Genomic DNA, 24,164 nt, shown 5'->3' on the forward strand with positions numbered 1-24,164 from the left:
CCCATCCACTTAAGCGGCCCCTTTCCACCGTGCACGCCACATCGGCAAAGGCAGCCTGAAAAGGCCCTTCACTCTCGGCCGATCGTTTCCCCCTGTGTTTCCGGGCAGTTTCATCCCCCGACCAAGAAATCACAAAAAAAAGCCCATTCCACGGCATATCCGGCACGCTCCCTGCATTTCTATTCAGGCAAGACAACGACGGATGATGTCGCAACCATTCAAGGAATGGGTACCATGCACGAACAAAATCAAACCACCATCGATGTCTGCACCTCCCTCTTCTGGCACCTGTCGGATAAGGGGCTCGGCCCCTCGGAGGTCAACAGACTGGTCAAAGATGTTTTTTGCATCCTCCAGGACGGGGGAACATTCACGGTGGGTTTCATCAACCACCAGCTAAACAGCATGGGATGGACCGGACACATCATCGACGAAGACGCCATTGAGCTTGTGCTGACCATTTTAAAAAATGAATTCGATTATTCCATCAGCACCCACACGGTCCACTAAAAATTGATAGCTTTACCCCCGACACCTTACTTTAGCCTTCTGCCGGGGGCCATCTACGCAACCCTTTCCCACCACCAAACCATGCGTAGGTGGTCCCCACCTTTTTTGCAATCCCACCGGAAATGAGCCTCCCACCCGGACGACGCCCTCTCCCGCCTTCCCACCGTCGTCTTGGCTCTTTTTTCCGGCACCTCCCCCCAGCGAAAAACCCAGAGCCGCGTCAATTCCCTTGAAATCCCTTGAAAAAGAATGTGAAATAGCTTATTTAGAATGGTTTTCACCGGTTGTTTTGCCGTGTGTACCGTACAGAAAAAAACGGGATATTTGATACAAATCGGTCAAAAGCAACACGACGATTGCGGAAAACATCAACAACACCCAGCATCTCCCCGTAAAGCCACCACTTCGGTGCTGTTGACACCGCCTTCGTCACCCCTTCGGCTCCCTTCGCGTCACCCGGAATCCGGGGAGGCGCTTTTCATGATTTTTTTATATATTCAGGTATGACAAACAGCATGTCTTTTGAAAAAAACACTCCCCTCACCCGGGAGATCAGCAAGCGCCGAACCTTCGGTATCATCAGCCACCCCGACGCAGGTAAAACAACCTTAACGGAAAAACTCCTTCTCTTCGGGGGGGCCATTCAGCAGGCCGGGGCCGTCAAGTCCCGCAAGACAGACCGCCACGCCACCAGTGACTGGATGGCCATCGAGCAGGAGAGGGGCATCTCCGTCACCAGCTCGGTGATGAAGTTCAACTATCGGGACTACGACGTCAACCTGCTGGACACCCCCGGTCACAAGGACTTTTCCGAGGACACCTACCGGGTCCTCACCGCCGTGGACAGCGCCATGATGATCATCGACAGCGCCAAGGGCGTGGAGACCCAGACCGAAAAGCTCATGGAGGTGTGCCGCATGCGCAACACCCCCATCATGACCTTCATCAACAAGCTTGACCGGGACGGCATGGAGCCCCTGGACATCCTGGCTGATATTGAAGAGAAGCTGCAGATCGAGTACGCTGTGGCCGACCACCTGGCCCATCGGCATGGGCAAGCAGTTCAAAGGGGTCTACAACCTTTATAAAAAAGAGATCCACCTCTTTTCCCCGGAGAAAGAGACCCTGGCCAAGGACGGCATCCACATCCAGGACCTGTCCGACCCCAAGCTCGACGAGCTCCTGGGAAGCCAGGCCGATGACCTTCGGGACGACATTGAGCTCATCGAAGGCGCCGCCGACCCCTTTGAGCTGGAGCTTTACCTCAAGGGAACCCAGACCCCGGTCTTCTTCGGCAGTGCCATCAACAACTTCGGTGTGCAGGAGCTCTTAGACGCCTTTGTGGAGATGGCCCCGACGCCCATCCCCAGGAAGGCCGTCACCCGGGAGGTCACCCCTTCCGAAGAGGAGTTCTCCGGGTTTGTTTTCAAGATCCAGGCCAACATGGACCCGGCTCACCGGGACCGCATCGCCTTTTTCCGGATCTGCTCGGGCAAATTCACCCGGGGCATGAAGGTCAAGCACCACCGCATCGGCAAGGACATCACCATTGCCAACGCCACCATCTTCATGGCCCAGGACCGCACCAACGTGGAAGAGGCCTATCCCGGGGACATCATCGGGATCCACAACCACGGCACCATCAAGATCGGGGATACCTTCACCACCAAGGAACCCTTGAAATTCACCGGCATCCCCAGTTTCGCACCGGAGCACTTCAAACGGGTGCTGCTGAAAAACCCGCTGAAGACCAAGCAGCTCCAGAAAGGGCTCCTGCAGCTTGCCGAAGAGGGTGCGGTGCAGGTCTTCCGCCCCTTGCGCGGAAGCGATTACATCTTGGGCGCCGTGGGTGAGCTGCAGTTTGAGGTCACCATTGCCCGCCTGAAAAACGAGTACAGCGTGGACGCCGCCTACGAACACGTCAGCATCGGTGTGGCGCGCTGGGTGGACAGCGACGATAAAAAATGCCTGGACGCCTTCAAGGAAAGCCAGGTGGCCAGCCTTGCCACGGACTCCGAGGGCCACCTCACCTACCTCACCACCAGCGAATGGCAACTGGGCTTTGTGATGGAACAGAACCCCGACATTGTGTTCAACAAGACACGGGAATACAACTGATGAAAGCACAAAATTACCGCGAAATACCGTACAACTACACCTCTGCCGACGACGAACTCGTCGTCACCTACCTCTTTGACGCCAAGGTGTGGAACAAGCTCCAGGAACTCCGGGGAAAACGCATCACCGGGCGCTCCGCCAAGCTGCTCATGCGCCTGATGGGTGACCTGTTCATCCTGAAGCGCAACCCCTTTCTCTTCGACGACCTCGCAGGGTCCCGGAGCCGCCGTCGCCTGTTCCTGAAGACCGCCGCCAACGATTTGGCCATCATCGAAAAAATGGCGGAGCAAAAAGAGGTTCTGGAGATCACCGGACGCTGCCGCAAAGCCCTGAAGGGCCTCAACGACACCCTCAAGGGGCACCGACGTCAGCGGCGACGCATCAGGCGCGAACTCGGGGCCATCATCGGACGCCACAACGTCTGTTTCGAGCCCTTCTCCATCATCAGCCACGCCACGGACGCCACGGACTGGCGGCGCCACCTGGCCGTAGCCGTGCTGCGCCCCACCCGGGAATCCCAGGTTCCCCGCCTGGTGAAAGCCATCGAGAGGCTCGGCCTCTCCATCATCCCCCGCGGTGCAGGCACGGGCCTCACCGGGGGCAGCGTGCCGGTCACCGAAGGCTGCGTGATGATCAACACCGAAAAGCTCAACCGCATCCGGGGCATCAAGCACCTGCCCGCGGCTCCGGGCACCGGTGCGTCCACCATGCCGGTCCTTGAACTGGAGGCCGGGGTCATCACCCAGACGGCCATGGGCTACGCCGAGGTGGAGAACCTTGTCTTTGCCACCGACCCCACCAGCTCCTGGGCCTGCACCATCGGCGGCAACATCGCCGAAAACGCAGGGGGAAAAAAGGCGGTGATGTGGGGGACGGCCATCGACAACCTGGTCTCTTACCGCATTGCCATGCCCGGCGGCCGACTCATGGAGGTGCGCCGGGAAGATCACCCCATGCGCAAAATCCTGCCCGAGGACACCGTCCTCTTCTCCGTGCGGGACGAAGAGGGGCAGATCAAGAAGACCGTCAGCCTCTCCGGCACGGAGATACGAAAAACAGGGTTGGGCAAGGACATCACCAACAAGGCCCTTGGGGGCCTGCCCGGGATCCAGAAAGAGGGCTGCGACGGCATCATCACCTCCGCCGAGTTCATCCTCTACCCATCCTTTGAATACAAGACCACCTTCTGCCTGGAATTTTTCGGCAACGACATGGAGGAGGCCAGCGATGTCATCGTCAAGATCTCCAAGGAGTTCGACAACGGCGGCAAAGAGGCCCTCATCGCCCTGGAGCACTTTGACGACGAGTACATGCTCGCCATCAACTACAAGGTAAAGGCCACACGTAAGGGGAGCCCCAAGGCGGTCCTTCTCATCGACATGGTGGGCCACAACGAAGAGGAGATCGACCGGGGGACCCGGCGCCTCCAGGACCTGCTTGGCCCTTACGAAAACACCGAGATCTTTGTGGCACGAGACGAGGACGAGGCCGAGCGTTTCTGGAAAGACCGGAAGAAGCTGGGAGCCATCGCGCGGCGCACCAACGCCTTCAAACTCAACGAGGACATCGTGCTTCCCCTGGATGTGCTGGGGGCCTTTACGCGGTTTGTGGACACCTACAACCTGGAAGAGAACCGATACAACCAGCTGGACTTCCTCAACGCCACCCTGGCCTACCTGGAGCATGCCGAGCCCATCGAAGACCCGGAATGGCTTGAGGCACGTATCCCCAAAGCCCGAGAAATCTGCAGCGAGGCCCTCTCTGCCATCCGCAACGCCACCACGGAGATGCTTCAGGACGGCGCCCAGGCCCGGCAGCTCCTCTCTGAGCTCCTGGAGTTCTTCCGGGGCTACAAGCGCATCACCGGCGACATCCAGCGCATCTTCAACGAGGTGAGGGCGCGCCAGATCATCATCGCCACCCACATGCACGCAGGGGACGGCAACGTGCACGTCAACATCCCGGTCTTCTCCAACGACATGGAGATGATGAAACGTGCCGCCAAAACCGCCGACGACGTCATGGAGGAGGCGGTGCGCTTAGGGGGCGTGGTGAGCGGGGAACACGGCATCGGTATCACCAAGATGAAGTACCTGGATCCGTCCCTTGCCAAGGCCCTGGCCGCCTACCGGAAAAAGGTGGACCCCAAAGGGGTGATGAACCCGGGACAGCTTACGGACCCGAACATCCAGTCCAAGGTCTACACCCCCTCCTTCAACCTGCTGGAGCTGGAGGCAAGTATCCTTCAGCACGGCTCCCTGGAGACCCTGGCGGCCAAAATCGCCACCTGCGTGCGCTGCGGAAAGTGCAAGATCGACTGCTGCACCTTCTACCCGGCCAAGAACATGTTCTACCACCCGCGGAACAAGAACCTGGCCATTGCCTCCCTCATCGAGGCCATCCTCTACGACGTGCAGCGTGCGCACTCCACGCGCTTCAAGTTCCTCAAGCAGCTGGAGCAGATCGCCGACCACTGCACCATGTGCCACAAGTGCTTCAAGCCATGCCCGGTGGACATCGACACAGCCGAGGTCTCCCTCATGGAACGGGAGATCCTCGTCTCCCGCAAGTACAAGAAGACCCGCATGGCCACCCGGGCCTCCCTGGCGTACCTGGAGACCCGTAACCCCCTGGGCAACGCCCTTTTCCGAAAAGGCCTGGTCTCCTGGGGCGGCTCTCTTCAGCGCACCGGCCACCAGATGCTCAAGAACATGGCCCCCATGCGCAAGGTGCTGTCCGGGACCCACGCAGCCGAGATCCTGGCGTCTCCCGTTCCCCGGCCACCCGCGGGAACCCTCCGGGACATCCTGCCCAAGTGCGGGAACAACCAAGCCATGATCCTCAACCCGCCGGAGGAGGCGGAGCAGTCTGTCTTCTACTTCCCGGGATGCGGGTCCGAGCGGCTCTTTTCCGACATCTCCAAGGCCGCCATCTACATCCTGCTCTCCGCAGGGGTCCGGGTGGTGCTGCCGCCCCCGTATATCTGCTGCGGCTTTCCTGCCAAGGTCAACGCCAAGGGCGTGCAGCACAGCCAGATGACCCTTCGGGACTCGGTGATCTTCAGCCAGATCCGCGAAATGATCAGCTACGTGGAATTCGACGCCTGCGTGGTGAGCTGCGGAACCTGCCGAGAGGCCCTGGAAGAGATCGAGGCCCCGGAGATCCTGGACTGCAACATTGCCGACGTGAGCCGCTTTGCCCTGGAAAACGGCCTGGAGGTCAAAGGGGGCAACAGCTGCCTCTACCACGCCCCCTGCCACGACTCCCTGGACGGTGACGCGGCAGGCATGCTCGAAGAGTTTACCGGCTACTCCGTGGACAGCGTGCCCCACTGCTGCTCCGAAGGCGGGACCCTCTCCATGAGCCGACCGGACATCACCAACGCCATGCTCCAGAGAAAGCATGACGAGATCGAGCTGCGCACCCTGGGCAAGGGCCGTGAGACCACCATACTCACCAACTGCCCCTCCTGCATCCAGGGCCTGGGCCGCAACAAGGACCTCGACATCGTTCCCCGTCACCTGGCCGTGGAGCTGGCCATCCAGACCGGCGGCAAGGACTGGGAAGAGAAACTCAAAGCCATGGTGAAACAGGCCGAGGTGGTGACCTTCTAAAAAACGCCCCGGTCTTTTGAACCATCCCAATAAAAAAGGCGCCTCCCCCGTAAGCGGGTCAGGCGCCTTTTTTGGTTGTATCCCCTGGAACGGTTCTCTGTGTCACCGCCTGACGGCCCTGGCCTCAAACCCCGCCTTGGTCAGGCGCTTGCGCATCACGCCCGCCCGGCTCTCCGTCTGGAAGGCGCCCACCAGGACCTGCACCCGGCCATCCGCCGGAGGGCGGGGCATGACGTAGGCAAAAAAACCCAGGGCATGGAGACGGCTCTCCAGAATCAGAGCATCGCTGACGGGCAGGGGGCCCTCCACGGCAAGGGCCACGCTTTTTTTCGTCAGAGAGGCTTCCGAGCCCCCCTGGGCCAAGAGCGTCTCCCGCGCGGCCTCAGCCTCCTCCCTGCTTGCAAAGTTGCCGCAGAACACCCGGTACCAGTCCCCCATGCCGGGAATCGTCACATAAGCGGAAAAGGCGGCCCCGCCCAGCTCCCGAAGGGCGCTCACCTGGGCGGCGGCCCGGGCCGCGTTGCGAAAGGAGCCGACGTGAAGGGTAAAGGGGTAGGTGTCTGAAAGGCCAGCGGTTGACGAGGGGACTGCCAGCATGGCGGCAATACCGTGGTCAAGGGGCTCAGGCGTCAGGGGCTCTGCCTTTGCCTCGGGCTCTCTCCGTGCCGGTTTCTGGAAAAGGTCCACCGTCACCTTCTCTGCCCTGGGGGCCGGCACAAAATCGGGGTCCCGGGCTATTTTGACCCCGGTTCCCACGAGAAACACCATGGGGGCCAGAAGCATCAGCCCAAGGAGCCCGCCCCAAAGGGCTGCGCGGCGAAAGGCCTTTCCCCTTCGAGGCCACCCGTCCCCGGAATTCCCCGGCTCCGGTGGGTACCCGTTTTCTTGATGTACGTCCTGTTCAGCCATGGTGATGCCTCATCTTTCAAGGGCCTGGCCCGGATATTTCATGAGAAAACGGGTTACCTGCAATGATTCAAAATTATTACAGATGGTTGCTGTGAAAAAATCAGACATTTCAAAAATACAAAATGTAATTCACGATTTTCTCACCCTTCGGGCGAGCCGAGTGCACCCATCTTCTGCGTTATCAGAGCCTTGAGGTAAACCACTACATCTGCAGCTCTGATGCCTTGAATATGGGTGCACTCGACTCGTGAAATATCCGGGCAGGGGTCATTGTTCTTTTTCCGTTATACCGTTCAACTGCCTACACCGCCCTTCCGTCCCCTGTCAATGCGAAATCGTATGGTCCGCCGCGTCCAGGGCAAACGCATTTAGATTTTTGCCTCCGGCGGCCCTGCCGGGGGCCAAACTTTTGAAAAGTTTGACAAACAGGGTTTCTTTTTTTGGGGCACACAGCAACCGTGCATAGCGCCTTGATTACCGAAACGTTTTTGCGGAGCTTTTTTCAAAAAGCGACCCGCCGGAGGCCATTGAATTGTTAAATGCGTTGGCCCTGCCGCCGCGCCGCCCGAGTGTTGACAACATGGGGAAGGCGGCATAGGCTACGGCAGCGCCCATCGGGAAAGGGCCCTTACAGGAAAAGTGTCTCTAAACAGGCGCTCCGCAGATTCCGCCGATGCCTTAGAAAAGGAAGCAATTGCCATGGCCGATACCGCTCCCATCATCCGCTCCTGGGCCTCCGCCCTCTCCGCCCCTGTGGCCCTGACCCTCCACACCACAGGCGATGCCGAAAGCAACGAGATGACACGCTTCGGGCAGTCCCTTGCCGATGCAGCGGGAGAGCGCCTCGTACTGACCCTGAAAAAAAGCGAGGGCCCCCTGCCCTTCTTTGAAACAAAACAGGGCCTGAAGTTCTTCACCCTCCCCGGGGAAAAGCTGCTCGACCTTCTCCTCTATGCCCTGAAAGGATCCCCCGAAGCGATTCCCTCGTCCCAGGCCGCCCCCTTGGAGCGCCTGGCACTCCCCGCCACCCTGGATCTCTTTGTGGCGGAGTTCTGCCCCCACTGCCCCCGCATCGCGCGACAGCTCATCACCCTGGCCCTGGCCAATCCCCATATCCGCCTCTCCCTGTACGACGGAAGCCTCTTTCCCAAAGAGGCGGAAAAGCGCGGCGTTCAGGCCGCCCCCACCCTGATCTACGACGGGGACATGCGATGGAGCGGGCAGTTTGATGTGGCCTCGGCCATGGAGGTGGTTGCCGGCCGTGCCCCCGAAGAGCTCAGCGCCGATGCCATCCGGGCCCTTCTGGAGGAGGGAGAGGCAGCCAGGGTCACAGCCATGGTGGCCCATGCGGCAAAACCCTTTGCCTCCCTCAACACCTTGCTGGCCCATGAGAAATGGTCCGTCCGTCTGGGAGCCATGGTGGTAATGGAAGAGCTTGCCGAATCCCACCCGGCCATCGTCTCCGAAACCGCCGCTGCCCTCCTGGCCCACCGGGACGCTCTGGATCCCGCCGCTTTGGGGGATATTGTCTACATTGCCGGGCTCTCCTGCGATATCGCCCATCTGCCCACCCTTCGCGCCATCCTCCAAGGCCCCTGCGACGATGCACTCCGGGAGGCGGTGGAGGAAGCCATTGAGGCCATCGAGGAACAGACATCCTGATTTTCCGTTGCCAAAGGGCGTGTTTTTGTAACGATGCCGCTCAAAAAAGCCTCCGGCGACCCTGGCGGGGGCCAACGATTTGCCGAACAGATAATAAACAATCCCTTCAGGGCTCCGCCGAAGGCATGCTGAATGGTTACTTGTTTTTTTACTTGACAACCGCTTTGCTTCCAAAGTAACTATCTTACCGTATTTACTTACACATACCACAAGCACAAACAGCTCAGACTCTGACCCTATAACCACACCTGCGATACGACACCAGCCCCCCCTGGGGCCGTTGTGCCAGCGCACCGGCCGGTATGCGATTCGCCCTCGCAGGATGCGAGTACCCCATGAAACTGACCCGGACGCCAAACAAACGGCCCTTGGACGTGGAGTACATCCTGCGCTCTAGTCTGGCGTCTCCCATCCTCCCCCTTCTCATTGCCATCATCATGGGCACCTCCGACCTCTACGCCCGCCACCCTGTCATCACCTTGATCTTTCTGGCCGCCACCTTGCTCGTGCTGGGCTGTCGGGTGGTCATCGGTTCCGCCTATTTTCTCTTCCAGCGCCTGGGCACCCCCACGGCCCGCCGATGGAGCCTCGGCCTGAACTACCTCTCGGCCATGGTCTTTGCCCTGTTTGCCACCTTTGTCCTGACCCGGTACGGCCTGGTATGGCCTGGCTACCTCATCATCTTCTGCTCCGGCGCCATTTTGAGCATCACCCCGGTCTTCAGTGTGCTGCCTTCGGCCAGCACAAAAATCTACACCGGGATCTTCCTGTTCCCCCTCATCGCCTGGGGAGGTGTCTCCCAATCCTTCCAAGGGCAGATCATCGCTGCCCTGGCCCTGCTTTACTTTCTTATCGCCACCCGCGTCACCGAAGAGACGCGGACCTGGGTATCGGGCCTCTCCCTCCATATCGCGGAAATGGACAAAAAGGCATCGGCCCTGCACCAAAAGAACAAGAACCTGGAAAAAGGGCTCATCGAGCAGGACAGCCACCTGAAAACCGTCACGGCAAAAAAAGAGTTCTACCGCCAGGCCTTTCAGACAAGCCCCAACCCCATTGCCTTCAACCGTCTTTCCACGGGTGAGTTCAGCCATGTCAACGCCATCTTCTCCTCCCAGTTCGGCTACACCCGGGAAGAAGTCATCGGCAAAACACCCCTTGCCGCGGGCCTCTGGGAAGAGCCCACGGCCTGGGAGACCTACCTCAACATCATGCGAACCCGCAGGTGGGTCACCAACTTTCAGTGCCGCTTCCGCACCCGCGACGGGGAGAGCCGGTCGGTACTCCTCTCCTCCCGGCGCATCACCCTGGCCCAGGAGCATTACGCCCTGACCACGGTCAACGACATCACCGAATTTTCCCAGGCCCAGAGCCAGATCAAGCACCTCACCAGAAAGATCATCCTGGTCCAGGAGGAAGAACGAAGGCGCATTGCCCGGGACCTTCACGACAGCGTGGCCCAGGACCTCTCCTCCCTGAAAATCACCTGCAGCAGCCTGCTGGACGGCCCCATCTCCGCCTCGGTCCTTCGGTCCAGGCTCAAGGACGTCTCCAGCGTGCTCCAGGAGTGTATCGAGGCCGTCAAGACCATCGCTTACGAGTTGCGGCCCCCCATCCTGGACGAACTCGGCCTTCCCACGGCCCTGTTCCGCCACTGTGAAGACTTTCAGCGCAAGACCGGCATCGAGGTGGACTTTTTCTCTGCGGGCCTCAACGGCATCCCCCTGCACTCCGAAACCGAGATCAACCTTTACCGCCTGGTCCAGGAGGCCTTGAGCAACGTGCTGAAGCACGCCAGGGCCTCAAAGGTGGTGCTCCGGCTGGTGGCCTCGTTCCCGGACATCATCATGCGCGTGGAAGACAACGGGGTGGGGTTTGACCAGGGCAAAGGGAAGGGAAAAGACGCCAAAGGCATGGGCCTGCGCAGCATGGAAGAGAGGGTCCACCTCATGGGCGGGCGCTTTCGCATCATCTCGAGCCCGGGGGAAGGCACAGCCCTTGTGATCCGGGTTCCCTTCAACATGAGCGAACAGGAACTCGAAGAGATCTACAACGAGGTGGGATCCGTCAGATAATCAGCAAATTGTTGGAGGCCCGCCCGCAGACACCCGCAACAAAAATGGGGCATTGCTTTGTCTCCGGCCTTGGTATATCGTTGCCGGAACAAAGGCTGTAGATGCCCCCCGTTCGGGACGGCATCCCATCATCAACCATCGGGGGGAAGCCGTTCAACCACCTGCCCGGAACCGGTTGCGCCTGCCCCTTGCCCGCCTCCTGCCGTCAAGGGGCTGTCACGGGTTGCGCCCGGTCCCCACTCCAGTTCCCGATCACCTGAACCCTCCCCGCACGAATACAACGGCATCACCTGCCGACCGAGATACCTGTATGGATAAAATTGTTGTCAGGGGGGGTGCCCCCCTTCACGGACGTGTTCGGGTCAGCGGCTCCAAAAATGCAGCCCTGCCCATTCTGGTCTCCTCCCTTCTGGTTAAGGGCAAAACCACCTTTTGCAATGTCCCTGAGCTCATGGACATCCACAGCATCACCTGCCTCCTGGCCGAACTGGGGGCAACGGTTGAACGAACCGAAGACAAGGTCACCATCGATGCCGGCCCCGTGGACTGTGTGGAGGCCCCTTACGACCTGGTAAGAAAAATGCGCGCCTCCATTCTGGTCCTGGGCCCCCTGGTGGCCCGCATGGGCCGGGCCAAGGTCTCCATGCCCGGAGGGTGCGCCATCGGGGATCGCCCCATCGATCTCCACCTCAAAGGGCTGGAAGCCATGGGCGCCACCATTCGCCTGGAGCAGGGCTATGTGGAGGCCACAGCCGACCGCCTTAAAGGGGCACGCATCGTGTTCGACACCGTCTCAGTGGGGGCAACGGAGAACCTGATGATGGCCGCGACCCTGGCCGATGGGGTCACCATTCTCTCCAACGCGGCCCGGGAGCCCGAGATCATGGCCCTGGCCGATGTGCTCAACGCCATGGGCGCCAAGGTCGAAGGGGCGGGAACCCCGGAGATCACCATCACCGGCGTGCCGGCCCTTTCATCGGTGGACGCCGCCATCATCCCGGACCGCATCGAGGCCGGCACCTTTATGGTGGCCGCGGCCATGACCGGGGGAGACGTGGAGGTAACGGCCTGCGCCCCGGAGCACATGGAGCACACCTTGAGCAAACTCGAAGAGGCCGGGGCCACCCTGGAGGTCGGCAAGGATTCGGTGCGCGTCATCGGGCCCAAGGCCATCAAGAGCGTGGATATCCGCACCGCTCCCTACCCGGGCTTTCCCACGGACATGCAGGCCCAGTTCATGGCCATGCTGACCCTGGCCGACGGCGCCAGCGTCATCCACGAAACCATCTTCGAAAACCGGTTTATCCATGTATCGGAATTGAAACGGATGGGAGCGGACATCGTGCTCAAGGGCAACGACGTCGCCACGGTGAAGGGAATCAAACGCCTTTCGGGTGCCCAGGTCATGGCCTCGGACCTGCGGGCCAGTGCCTCCCTGATCCTCTCGGGCCTGGTGGCCGAAGGGGAGACGGTGGTGAACCGCGTCTACCACCTCGACCGGGGCTACGAACACATTGAGACCAAGCTCCGGGGACTCGGGGCGGACATTGAGCGCATCAAGGGTTAAAGCACCACGAAAAAAGCCTGCGCCGGGCCACAGACCGACGCAGGCACTTGACCTGCAAGCGTTTTAAAGGGGCCTTTCCCGCATCTCAACTGAAGCTGGAAGGGCCCTCCAGAAAATCGTACTTCAGCCGGGTAAAATTCTGAATGAAGTAGTCCACCTGGACCACCTGGCTCACCGACAGTGCTTCAAAAATCAATGACCGCTGTCGCACCATCTTGAAGGGGCCGAAGCGCCCCGTACCGATACGCTTGTCCGACAGAATACGGAAAGGCAGCCCCCCCAGAAAAAAATTCCCGTAGCGAATATTCACGCAGGTGTCCATGCTTCGCGCATCCAGTGTGTCGTTGACATAATAGATGCAGGAGAGCCCCTCACGGCTGATGTTGATCAGGGGCCCCCTTCGCGTAAAGGAGGGGGAAAAGACAATATAAGCGCCCCTTTTGGGGAGAAAACGTTCACAATGACGTAAATCACCCATACGCACCTCACATCATTCGCTGCCGGTGGGGACCAAGCAGACCGGCACGAAAAAAAAGGGATCGTGTTGAGTCGTGATACAGGCCTGTTCGACTTTGCAGGAGGCCATCATGAATACGTGCGGGAAACGAGCAAGGCTCGTGGTGTGAAACGAATGGATACCGGGAGTATCAAACAGATAACAACGGGTGCACATACTTTATGTTTGGGAGGCCTTTAGTATACCATACCCGCTGGTTGAGGGAAACGCTTCTCTTCCTCTTCCCCGCCATGTCGGGCCTTGACCGGCGCCCCATGCTCTTTGTGCTCACAGGTCTTGTGACGGGCATCCTCACGGGCCATGCCGGCACGCCCCTGCCGGTATCCGTGCTCCTGGTGTCGGCCTTGACAGCCTGTGCATGGCTCAGCGCACCCCGGCGCGTCCCCATGGCCTTGCTTATCCCCCTGTTCACCCTGGCAGGGGCCTGGCTCATGGCCCCTTGGGCACCCGCTGAGAAAGGGCTGAGCGGGTTGACCCCAGAGCCCCTTCCCCTCACAGGACGCATGGAGCAGATCCGGTTTCAGGACCGCGACCTCAAATTCATCCTCCGGGATGTCCGCCTTGGGAACGGCCCGAGCCTTGCTCCACCGACCACCGGCATCCGCCTGATCATCAGAAAGGGCCGCTCCCTGCCCGTGGCCGAGGGGATGCAGCTCACAACCCGCTGCCGGCTTCGCCCCTTTACCAGTTTCAACAACCCGGGACGTTTCGATTACCGACGCCACATGATGAGGCAGGGGGTCGCGGCCTGGGGCGTGGTCAAAGCAGAGGAGGTGACCTTGTCTCCGGCGGCTCCCGCCCATCGGTGGCGCACCGCCCTTCACCATATTCGGGCCCGCATCGAAGGCGCCCTCTTCGACCATGCACCAACCCATGACTCCGGGGCCATGCTCTGTGCCCTTCTCACCGGCAATCGCTCCCATATGCCGCCTTCCCTGCGCGATCTCTTCACCCGCACCGGCGCAGCCCATCTGCTGGCCATCTCCGGCCTCCACCTTGGGATCGTGGCCACCCTTTTCTACTTCCTGTTCACGTGGGCATTCTCCCGCTGGGAGCGCCCCCTCATCAAGGGACACACACAGATGCTGGCCGCCACCTTCACCCTGGTGCCGGTTCTCCTCTACGCCCTGCTGTCCGGCATGGCGCCGTCCACCCAGCGGGCCCTCACTGCCGCAGGTCTTGTCATGGGTGCCCTGGTCCTCCATGAAGAGGCGGACCTTCCCACCACCCTTGCCCTGGCTGCCCTTATTATCCTCATCACCCATCCGCCGTCCCTGTTTGCCGTCTCCTTCCAACTCTCCTTTGCCGCCGTGGCCGCCATCCTGGCCAGCCTGACCCGGCTTCGCACCCCGGCCTCCCCGGTGGCCCTGCCCACTCTCCGGCAGCGGATGTTCCTGTTTGTCATCCCCCCGTGTTTTGCCACCTTCGGCACGGCGCCCCTTGTCTTGCATCACTTTGGCTATGCGGCACCCATCGGGCTCTTGTCCAACCTGATCCTGGTTCCCCTCATCAGCTTCGGCACAATCCTCCCGGGGCTTGTGGGGGTGATTCTCCTCCCCCTCGGGTCGGCCCCTGCCGGCCTCCTGTTTTCCCTGGCCGGCTACACCCTGGAGGCCGCCATCCGCATCGCCACTCTCTTCTCCAACGTTCCCGGGGGCTACCTTCTTCTGCCCCGCCCCGGGGTCGGGACGACCCTTCTCGTGCTCTGCCTTCTTTTTTCCCTGCTGCTCTCCCCCCTTCGCAAGGGCAAAGGCCCCGTGCTGGTTGCCGCCTGCTGCCTGCTCATCTTGGGGGGAAGGGCCACAACAGCCTTTGTCCAACGCCACCACAACCCCACCCTCAAGGTCACGGTGCTTGATGTGGGCCAGGGCTCTTCCGCTGTGCTGGCCTTTCCCAACGGCAAACGATGGCTGGTGGACGGCGGGTTTGCCCGGCCGGGACGGTTCGACGTCGGCCGCTTTGCCGTGGGGCCTTACCTCCAGGCCTCCCAGATCACCACCCTCGATGCCGTGGTCCTCACCCACCCGGAGAGCGACCACATGGGAGGCCTTATTCATATTCTGGACAACTTCAAGGTCAAGACACTTTTCATGGGTCCCTACCCCGGCAAGGGGGCGCTGTGGAACCGGTTTTCCGAGGCTGCCGACCGGTCCGGCACCCGCATCGTTTACTTGACGGACCGGTCCCCGCCCATGGTCGTGGAAGGCGTTCGCGTCACCTGCCTTCACCCGGAGGCGCCCCCCAAGGGGTTCACCGGCAGCGGCTCGGTGAACAACAACTCCCTGGTCCTCGGGCTGGCCTACGGAAATCACCGGTTTCTGCTCACCGGCGATATCATGAAAAAGGCGGAAGCCCGGCTTGTGTCCGATGCCGGAGAGGCATTGAAGGCCGACGTCATGGTGATCCCCCACCACGGCAGCCGAAGCTCCAGCACCCGGGCCTTCCTCACCCGTGTACACCCCTCCATCGGCGTGATCTCAGCCGGACAAGCCAACCGCTACGGTCTTCCCCATACCGAGGTGGTAAAACGATACACACAGGCCCAATGCACCCTCTACGGTACTCACCGGAACGGGGCCGTCACCATCGAATCCGACGGCACCGCCCTGTCTGTTTCCACCTTCCTTGACTCCTCTTCCCCTTTTCCTCCCTCGCTCACATGGACACGGCCTTGACACCGACTCTCCCGACGCATAAAGTACGGCAATTGGTTTCGATTTTCTCGTTGTGGAGGTTCCCCTTGGTATTTCGTCCCCGTGGCATTAGGCATTCCATCGTGCCACCCGCTCTGATGGCCCTCATTCTGGCACTTCTCCTTCAAGGGTGTGCTGCGCATACCTCCCCTTCCGTGGAGCCCCCCGTGGCTGCGCCAGAGCAAGAAAAAACGGCGACGGATACGGTTGAAGAAGCCTTGATTTCCGAGGACGCGTTTGCAGAAGACGACGAATTTCTGGATGATGATGATTTTTTTGATGACGAAGGGTTGATCGACGAGTTCGGCGACACCCCGGAGGAGCTGGTCTGGGATCCCCTGGCCCCCTTCAACCGGGCCATGTTCACCTTAAACGATACCCTCCTTATCTGGGTGGTCAAGCCGGTGGCTTCAGGCTACCGCACCGTCACCCCCACGGTTGTGCGGCGGGGCGTGGCCAATTTTTTCAACAACCTCAAGACCCCGGTACGCCTGATCAGCAGCCTGCTCCAGGGCAAGATCAAGGGGGCGGGCTCCGAAGTGGGGCGGTTTGTCATCAACACCACCGTGGGGGTCCTGGGATTCGGAGACCCGGCGGGCAGCTGGTTCCACATGGAGCCCAGCGACGAAGACCTGGGCCAGGTCCTGGGCGCCTGGGGCGTGGGCAACGGCATGTACATTGTCTGGCCCCTTCTCGGCCCCTCCACCTTAAGGGACAGCGCCAGCATTCCCGGTTACTTTTATCTCAACCCCGTGGGGTACGTGGAACCCACAAAGCTCTCGCTGGCCATCACCGCCTACGAAAAACTCAACGAAGCCTCCTTCAGCATGGACGACTACATTGCCCTTAAGGCCTCGGCCCTGGATCCCTATACCTTTATCCGTGACCTTTACATCCAGAGCCGGGAAAAAATGGTCCAAGAGTAACCCGCGGCGACATGCCCCAAAAGGCTTCGGGGGCCGTATCACCGTACGTGCCAACACCCCGCCCGCAACCCATGCGGGTGCATCACAGGAAAGCCTATGGAACCCCCTATCCTGGAAGTCCGCAACCTGGTCAAGCACTATGCCGACGTCGAGGCGGTGAAAGGCATCTCCTTCTCCATCCGTCCGGGCACCTGCTTCGGCCTCCTCGGTCCCAACGGAGCCGGCAAAACCACCACCATTGAAGTCATCGAAGGGATCCTTCCCGAAACCTCGGGCGAGATTTTCTACAAAGGCGCTCCCCGGGGAGAGAGCTTCACCCGTGAGGCCGGGATCCAGTTCCAGAACACGGAGCTGCCCATGTTCCTCACCGTGGAAGAGACCTTGGAGACCTTTCGCCATCTCTACACCAAGCGGGCCGGGCGGGAAGCCCTCATCGCCATCTGCCGCCTGGAAGAGATCCTCAAACGGGACAACCGGAAGATCTCCGGCGGCCAGAAGCAGCGCCTTCTCCTTGCCATGGCCCTGGCAAATGACCCGGACCTCGTCTTTCTGGACGAGCCCACCACCGGGCTGGACCCCCAGGCCAGGCGCCACCTCTGGGAGATCGTGGAGAACCTGAAACGGGACGGGAAAACCGTGGTGCTCACCACCCACTACATGGATGAAGCCGAAAAACTCTGCGATGAGCTGGCCATCATGGACCACGGGCGCATCATCGCCATGGGAGCCACCGAGGCCCTGCTCTCCGCGCACTGCCGGGGCTCTTCCATCGTCCTGCCCGGCATCGCAGAAGACAGCGCCTTCGCCACCCTCACCACCCCCTGGTTCCGGTTAAAGGATGGCCGCATCAGCATCCAGACCGAAAACCCCGACCACTCCCTGCGGGAACTCGTGGCCATGGGCATGGACCTGTCCGGAATTGTGGTCATGCCCCAGAACCTGGAGGACCTCTTTCTCAAGCTCACGGGCAAAGCGCTTCGCAACTGACGACAAAAAACGGCCCCATGAAAGGTACCATCGCCATGTTCAAACGTATCTGGACCCTTTTCAAAGCCCGCAACATCGAGTTCTACAGAGACCGCTCCGCCCTGGGGTGGAGCATCCTCTTCCCCTTTCTCATCATTGCCGGATTCTCCCTTATTTTCAGCGAAGATTCCCAGAAGCTTTACAAGGCTGGCGTCCTCAAAGCCGACGGCGCAGCCCCCCTTCCCCAGAGCGAACACCTCCTCACCCACCCCCTGATCCAGGCCATTGAACTGGCCGACCGGAACGACGCCCTGGCCAAACTGCGCCATCACCGCCTCGACATGGTCCTGTCGGCGGATACGGGCCATTACTGGATCAACAGCGACGCCCCCAAGGGAAAAATCCTCGAAGAGATCCTTTTGGGGGGGGGGCGCACCGGGGACGGCCCCTTCACCCGGCAAATGGTGACCGGGGACCGCATCCCGTATGTGGAATGGCTCTTTCCCGGCATCCTGGGCATGAACATGATGTTCTCCGCCCTCTTTGGCGTTGGGTATGTGGTGGTGCGCTACCGGAAAAACGGGGTCCTCAAGCGCTTCAGCGTCACCCCGGTTCGCCCATGGGAGTTCCTGACGGCCCAGGTCATCTCCCGCCTTTTTGTCATGCTTGCCACCACGGGCATTGTCTACGGGACCTGCACCGCCCTGTACGGATTTTCGTGCCGGGGCTCCCTTGCGGCCCTGTTTGCCGTCTTTGTTGTGGGCGGCATGTCCATGATCTCCCTGGGCCTCCTTCTGGCAGCCAGGGGCAGCAGCGAAGAGCTTGCAGGGGGCATCCTCAACCTCATCTCCTGGCCCATGATGTTTCTCTCGGGGGTCTGGTTCTCCCTTGAAGGCACGGCCCCCTGGGTCCAGGCCCTCTCCCGGGTCTTTCCGCTGACCCACCTCATCGAAGGGGCCCGCAAGGTCATGAACGACGGAGCCGGTTTTGCCGAGGTCCGTCTGGAAATCATTCTCCTTCTGGCCATGACCCTTGCCTGCCTCGTTGCAGGATCCCTGCTCTTTCAATGGAAGAATGACTGACTCGTTTCACGTGAGACCCATTTTTTAGTTAAAAGACCCGATACACCGTCACTCCAGGGTTGCGACTGCCCGTGGCCATGCCCTATAGTACGGGATGAAGACATCATGCTCACCTGTATGGCCAACCCATCACCATCTCTGGAGGACACCCCATGCCACCCTTTGCCTATCAGCCCCCCTTTCCCCTGGGGCCGGACACCACTGTTTACCGAAAACTCAGCGATGAGGGGATTGAAAAGGGGGAGGCCTTCGGAGAGCCCGTCATCCGTGTGGCCCCGTCGGCCCTGACCCTTTTGGCCCGCGAGGCGTTTGCCGACGTCTCTTTTCTCTACCGCACTCGCCACCTCGAACAGCTCCGCAGCATTCTGGACGATCCCGAGGCATCCAAAAACGATACCTACGTGGCCCTTGAAATGCTCAAAAATGCCGTCATCGCCTCGGAGAAGATCTTTCCCATGTGCCAGGACACCGGCACGGCCACAGTGGTGGCCAAAAAAGGGGCCCAGGTTATTTCCGGCACGGCCACGCCCGATGAGGAGGCCATCTCAAAAGGCATTTTTGAGACCTACACGGAAAAAAACCTGCGCTACTCCCAGCTGGCCCCCCTCACGCTCTTTGAGGAAAAAAACACGGGCTGCAACCTCCCGGCCCAGATCGATATCGCAAGCACAAAAGGCGAAAGCTACGACTTTCTCTTCATTGCCAAGGGCGGGGGCTCGGCCAACAAGAGCTTTCTCTTTCAGGAGACCAAGGCAATCCTGAACCGCAAACGCCTCCTGCCTTTTCTCAAAGAAAAAATCACCGAAATCGGCACCTCGGCATGCCCCCCCTACCACCTGGCCATCGTCATCGGCGGCACCTCTGCCGAGGCCACCCTCAAGACCGTCAAGCTTGCATCGGCGGGATACCTCGACGAATTGCCGACACAAGGCAACGCCCTGGGGCACGCGCTCAGGGATCGGGAGATGGAAAAGGAGATCCTCGACATGACCCGGGAGGTGGGTCTTGGTGCCCAGTTCGGGGGCAAGTACTTCTGCCACGACGTCCGGGTCATCCGACTGCCTCGCCATGGGGCCTCCTGTCCGGTGGGCATCGGGGTAAGCTGCAGCGCGGACCGGAACATCAAGGGGAAGATCACCGAAGAGGGGGTGTTTCTGGAGCAGCTGGAGGCCCGCCCCGAGCGCTTTCTGCCGGAGCCTGCCATGGCAGAAGAGCCCGGTGTTGAAATCGACCTGAACCGCCCCATGGACGAGATCCTTGACGAGTTGTCGGCTCACCCTGTGGGCACCCGCCTCTCCCTTTCCGGAGAAATCATCGTGGCCCGGGACATTGCCCATGCCAGACTCGCCGAAGCCCTGGAAAAAGGGGACGGGCTCCCCGGCTACATCAAGAATCACGTCATCTATTACGCGGGTCCGGCCAAAACCCCGGAAGGCCACGCCTCGGGATCCTTCGGGCCCACCACCGCCGGTCGCATGGACCCTTACGTCCCCGTCTTCCAGAAACTCGGGGGCTCGCGCATCATGCTGGCCAAGGGCAACAGGACCGACAAAGTCAGGGTATCGTGCCAAGAAAACCGGGGGTTTTACCTGGGATCCATTGGGGGCCCGGCCGCCAGGCTGGGCCGGGACTGCATCACCAGGGTGGAGACCATCGCCTACGAGGAACTCGGCATGGAGGCGATCTTCAAGATTACCGTAAGGGACTTCCCGGCCTTTATCATCATCGACGACAAAGGCAACGACTTCTACCGTCAGGCCATCAAGTAACCCCCTGCGTAGCTGCTGCCCTTCAAAACACAAAAGCTCCCGCCCAGAGGTCTCTGGGACGGGAGCTTTCAGTCAGTTTCATGATTCTGCGGACCGTAAACGGCCTTAACAAAATCGCCTGCGGGAGAAGTGCCAGCTCAGCTGGTGGTCACCAGGGTTTCAAGGCTTGAGACAGCCAGGGGGCGCGCAAAGGCCACATGGATGGAGATGGTGTTCTCACCCCGCTCGTTGACGCTGCTGACCCGCCCCTGAACCGAGACCCCCTCTGCCCCTTCACCGGGCTTCATCAGCGAGCAGATGGAACGCCCGAGCAGCAGGCGGGCCATGGAATACCCGCTGCTCTTGACCACGGCAGAGAGCCCCCCTTCCGAGATATCGAGGAAAGTGCCGGTAAAGGATTTGCCCACGGTGGTCCCCTTGTCGGTCATGAGCTGGAACACAACCCTGCCCTTCACATGAAAACGCCGATAACGCCGCCTCTCAAGCCCTTTGGCCTGGACGGTCTCGGTCAGGTTGTTAAACCGGCCGCAAAAGGACTGCAGCTTTCCGAGAAAATCGGGGTGTTTCTCCTGCATCAGTGTCAGGACCTCACGATCAAGATAGCCCACGTTGACCCGGGAAAGGGCCACAACGGATGCCGTGCACACACTGGTATGGAAAAAAGCGTCGTAGCCCGCCACGTCCCCTTTGCACATCTCCTTGATAAAGAGCTCCCTGGCGTCATCTTTGTAAACGATCTTGGCCCTGCCGCTGTTAATAAAGCAGAGTCGATTGATCACCTCGCCCTGGGTGATGATCTCGGTATCCACCTCCACCACCTCGTTTCTGACGTGATGATAAAACCCGGAGGCCTCCTCCTCGGTAAGGAGTTCGTAGAACGCCTTCCAGGTCTCCATGTACTCCCCGGAATCCACGAAGCACCTTTCCTGATCGATAATCTCCTCGGCACGCACCACTTCCCCCAGGGCCATCTCATCCACATCGGACAGCCTCGCCTTGTAACGCTCCGCACGCTTGAAGTCCTTCTCTCGTGCCGCCCGCTCCACCATCAAAAGAAGGACCTTCAGGGCCGAGGCCTTCTTCCCTCCGCTGATCAGACCGCTGACAATGGCCTCAAGGGTTCCGAACTCCTCGGACGCGATGTAGTCGCGGGTCACCTTCACCCGGGCATCCGGCTCTTTCTCTTTGGGTGCCGAGCGCTCCCTGGACATGGCATGGCGGATCTTGACAATGGTCTCTTCGGCAAGTCGTTTCTGTTCCGATGTGTAACGGCTCCTGCCCAGGAGCCCTTTTTGGTCCACAACCTTCTGAAGGGTCGGAAGCGCCTTCATGGAGCCGATCTCTCCCATGGCCGAGCACACCGCCTTGATGACCTTGTCTTTCTCCTCCGGGGGCCCGGCCATCCTGGACTTGAGCACGGCTGAGAGGGCATAGACCCCATCATCGCCCCCGAACTGGGCCAGAAGTCCCGCCAGTCTCGGCTTGACCCTCGGGAACCACCAGGATCGCCTTGGAATAAAAACGAGTCCGCCTGCTGCCTCCGATCTGCTTGGCACATGAAATCACGGCATCGATCACCTGCTCCTCACGACGCGTCACCAAGGGCTCGAGGATTTCTATGTGCTCCTCCCCGCCGACCTCCCCCAGCAGTTTCAGGAGATTGCGAAGGTAAAACCAGGCGCTGTCCGGCGTAATACGCTGCGTCAGCTGGTGCGGGGACCCTTCGGCAATTTTTTAGACCCAAGTCACCCGAATCCATCAGCCATCACCTCACTCTCCCGAAGCAGGTCAAGTAACGGAGGCACGGCAATGTTTCCAAGCAGAGCAAGGGCGACGGAGGCCTGGTGCCGGTGACCACCCGTGTCCTCCCGGAACGCTTCCATGAAAAGGTTGAACACCCGTTCCGAAGCCATTCGGCGCAGGGTTCGTTCGGCATACCGGGTCATATGGAGATCTTTTTTTAAGCGTCCCTGCGCCATGAGGCTGAAACTCTCCATGAACGGAACGGCATCTCCGAACAGCCCCCCCACAATCAGGTTGTGGATATGGTTCACCATCATATCGGCAGCGGATTCAAAGAGAGGGGTCACCTCCTGCTGATATCGTGCCCACAAATTGACGGGTCCCAGTACCCGGCTCACCAGGTCCAGTCGACCAAGGCCGGTGAACGCTTTGGCCGTTTGAAGAAGGACCCGAACCGCTGCCATGGACTTTGCTTCGTCATCCAGGTTGATGGCAAGGGACACAGCCTGAATCAACCGCTCCGCCTCTTGGGTCTTGCCCTGCTGGGTTCGTTCGGTCATAACCCTGGGCAACGCAGCCAGCGCATCTAGATCGTTGAGGGCATCGGAACCGCCCTCCATGAGCCCTTCAATCACCGCCTCAATCCGAGTCAGTGTCTCTTGTTGCGCGGCCTCTTCACGGCTCCTCAAAGCCTCTATGGAAGCCGTGAACTCCCTGCCCCTGGGCTGAGCAAGACTCCAGTCCGACGCATCGTTATAGGCCTTGATATGGGCACGCCCCACCAACCGGCTTCCCCTTCTCTGGGTCTGCTTCACCAGGAGCAGGCGGGCGGCAAGGAGCATGAAGCTCTCGTTGTCGAGGTGTTCCACGGCCTTGGTGACGGCAACTTCCGACAGGTTCAATGCAAGTAGATCGGCGTTAAACCAGGCTCCAAGGGCCTCCAGGCTCTCATACAGAAGGGAAAAGGTGGTTGCATTCCCCTGTTCGCTGCCTGCCCTGACCAGATAACCGTTAAGGCTTGCAAGGCGCGAGATGGTATCCCAATCGTTGGGCTCGTACCCCTTGTCTGCACAAAAGGTAAGAAAACGCCCGCTGACCGATAAAAGCCAGGCCGCGTTGGCCGTCTTTCTGGTGATATACGACAAGGCCTGGAGTTCGGTGATCTGTCTGAACCAGATACGCCGGAAAAAATCCTCATCACGTTCGATCACCTCATCGGCTTCGGCACCGAGAAACACATTGTGGTTGGCAGAGACAAAGGAGACCCCTTCGGCTTCGAACATCTTCCGCACCCCGCCCTGTGCGTCCATCTCCTCCGGCGGCATGCTGAGAATCCGAGATGCCTTGGCATAATTTTCCTGATCAATGGCGCGGTCAAACACAATGCTCTTCAGGTTGAGGGCCTGCATCAGAAGACGCAGAGAATGGATTTGAGGCATGCGCTGAGATTTGGCGTCCAAAAGCTTTCCATCGAAAAGAATGGATCCCTGGGCTTCGGATACAATAAAAGGGGCATCCCGATAGAACAGGGCGGTAAGGCGGGAATATCCGGAAGAGAGAGACTGGCGGACAATGTCACTGGATTCGGGGTAGAGGCGACAATTTTTCACCGCACTCATGAAGAGGTTAACTGCCCCCAGTGCCGTTTGGATATTGAGGTCATCAGCCATATAACGTCTCACCTTCTGTTAACCTGAGTGGATGGGGGCACCGTTGCGCATTGCCGCTACGCAGTGATGGAAGGCTCACACATAGAAAAGAAGACATCGGCATGCAACGATCCCTGCACGTCCACACGGCGGCAAAATTCGCCAGATAGGCGGGGCTTGAAGACGTATTCTCAACGGATTGTATCTGCCGATCATCGAAACCGATGGCTCGTTATGGAAAGAAGGGATTTCATAACGCTGAAACGATATAAAATGTAGAAAACAAGTTGAACCGTTCACTGATTGACATTCAACCAGAAGCCACCAAAAAACACGGTGTTATTATAGCACCAACCCCCATTCA

At 59.9% G+C, this 24,164-nt stretch carries 14 protein-coding genes and 1 pseudogene; 11 read left to right on the forward strand and 4 right to left on the reverse strand.

What is annotated here, in order from left to right:
• The first annotated feature begins 234 nt into the window (after positions 1-234).
• From ACOYW2_RS23030 to ACOYW2_RS23040, 3 genes and pseudogenes are all read left to right on the forward strand, one after another.
• Positions 235-510 carry a hypothetical protein gene (locus ACOYW2_RS23030; RefSeq protein WP_180142278.1) on the forward strand — a complete coding sequence of 92 codons (276 nt, stop codon included), beginning with the start codon at positions 235-237 and terminating at the stop codon, positions 508-510.
• A 503-nt stretch (positions 511-1,013) separates the two neighbouring features.
• A pseudogene (locus ACOYW2_RS23035) lies at positions 1,014-2,628 on the forward strand (peptide chain release factor 3).
• The gene (locus ACOYW2_RS23040; protein ID WP_482418256.1) at positions 2,628-6,242 is read left to right on the forward strand and encodes a DUF3683 domain-containing protein; all 3,615 of its coding nucleotides are present in this window, start codon (positions 2,628-2,630) and stop codon (positions 6,240-6,242) included. The pseudogene ACOYW2_RS23035 and the gene ACOYW2_RS23040 overlap by 1 nt, the downstream one beginning before the upstream one ends.
• 102 nt (positions 6,243-6,344) lie before the next feature.
• Here ACOYW2_RS23040 and ACOYW2_RS23045 read toward each other — a convergent pair whose 3' ends face one another.
• Complete coding sequence (locus tag ACOYW2_RS23045) at positions 6,345-7,151, reverse strand: SPOR domain-containing protein (protein ID WP_482768135.1); 807 nt, start codon at positions 7,149-7,151, stop codon at positions 6,345-6,347.
• 699 nt (positions 7,152-7,850) lie between these two features.
• Here ACOYW2_RS23045 and ACOYW2_RS23050 point away from each other — a divergent pair.
• The 3 genes from ACOYW2_RS23050 to murA all read left to right on the forward strand — a co-directional run bounded on the left by ACOYW2_RS23050 (position 7,851) and on the right by murA (position 12,455).
• Entirely contained in the window at positions 7,851-8,813 is a 963-nt protein-coding gene (locus ACOYW2_RS23050) for a thioredoxin family protein (RefSeq protein ID WP_482768136.1), read from the forward strand.
• Between the two features lie 335 nt (positions 8,814-9,148).
• Positions 9,149-10,888, forward strand: coding sequence for a PAS domain-containing sensor histidine kinase (locus tag ACOYW2_RS23055; protein ID WP_482768137.1), 1,740 nt, complete (start codon positions 9,149-9,151; stop codon positions 10,886-10,888).
• A gap of 310 nt (positions 10,889-11,198) precedes the next feature.
• On the forward strand, positions 11,199-12,455 hold the full coding sequence (murA, locus tag ACOYW2_RS23060; RefSeq protein WP_482768138.1) for a UDP-N-acetylglucosamine 1-carboxyvinyltransferase: 1,257 nt from the start codon (positions 11,199-11,201) through the stop codon (positions 12,453-12,455).
• 85 nt (positions 12,456-12,540) lie between these two features.
• Here the strand turns inward: murA and ACOYW2_RS23065 are convergent, their stop codons facing one another.
• A complete protein-coding gene (locus tag ACOYW2_RS23065) occupies positions 12,541-12,933 on the reverse strand; it encodes a hypothetical protein (RefSeq protein WP_482418261.1) in 393 nt (130 codons plus the stop codon).
• A gap of 293 nt (positions 12,934-13,226) precedes the next feature.
• Here ACOYW2_RS23065 and ACOYW2_RS23070 point away from each other — a divergent pair, with 293 nt between their 5' ends.
• From ACOYW2_RS23070 to ACOYW2_RS23090, 5 genes are all read left to right on the forward strand, one after another.
• Entirely contained in the window at positions 13,227-15,647 is a 2,421-nt protein-coding gene (locus ACOYW2_RS23070) for a DNA internalization-related competence protein ComEC/Rec2 (protein ID WP_482768139.1), read from the forward strand.
• Positions 15,648-15,832: 185 nt separating this feature from the next.
• Complete coding sequence (locus ACOYW2_RS23075) at positions 15,833-16,591, forward strand: MlaA family lipoprotein (protein ID WP_482418263.1); 759 nt, start codon at positions 15,833-15,835, stop codon at positions 16,589-16,591.
• 96 nt (positions 16,592-16,687) lie between these two features.
• Positions 16,688-17,578, forward strand: a complete 891-nt coding sequence (locus ACOYW2_RS23080; protein WP_482420204.1) for an ABC transporter ATP-binding protein — start codon at positions 16,688-16,690, stop codon at positions 17,576-17,578.
• A 17-nt stretch (positions 17,579-17,595) separates the two neighbouring features.
• Positions 17,596-18,639, forward strand: coding sequence for an ABC transporter permease (locus tag ACOYW2_RS23085; RefSeq protein ID WP_482420205.1), 1,044 nt, complete (start codon positions 17,596-17,598; stop codon positions 18,637-18,639).
• 152 nt (positions 18,640-18,791) lie between these two features.
• Positions 18,792-20,408: a fumarate hydratase gene (locus ACOYW2_RS23090; protein ID WP_482768140.1), complete on the forward strand. Its 1,617-nt coding sequence runs from the start codon at positions 18,792-18,794 to the stop codon at positions 20,406-20,408.
• A 137-nt stretch (positions 20,409-20,545) separates the two neighbouring features.
• On the opposite strand, the gene ACOYW2_RS23095 is transcribed toward ACOYW2_RS23090, so the two are convergent.
• Positions 20,546-21,964, reverse strand: a complete 1,419-nt coding sequence (locus ACOYW2_RS23095; protein WP_482768141.1) for a cyclic nucleotide-binding domain-containing protein — start codon at positions 21,962-21,964, stop codon at positions 20,546-20,548.
• A 189-nt stretch (positions 21,965-22,153) separates the two neighbouring features.
• Positions 22,154-23,821: a hypothetical protein gene (locus ACOYW2_RS23100; RefSeq protein WP_482768142.1), complete on the reverse strand. Its 1,668-nt coding sequence runs from the start codon at positions 23,819-23,821 to the stop codon at positions 22,154-22,156.
• Positions 23,822-24,164: the final 343 nt, after the last annotated feature.

The organism is Desulfoluna sp. CLI2B (assembly GCF_056847375.1).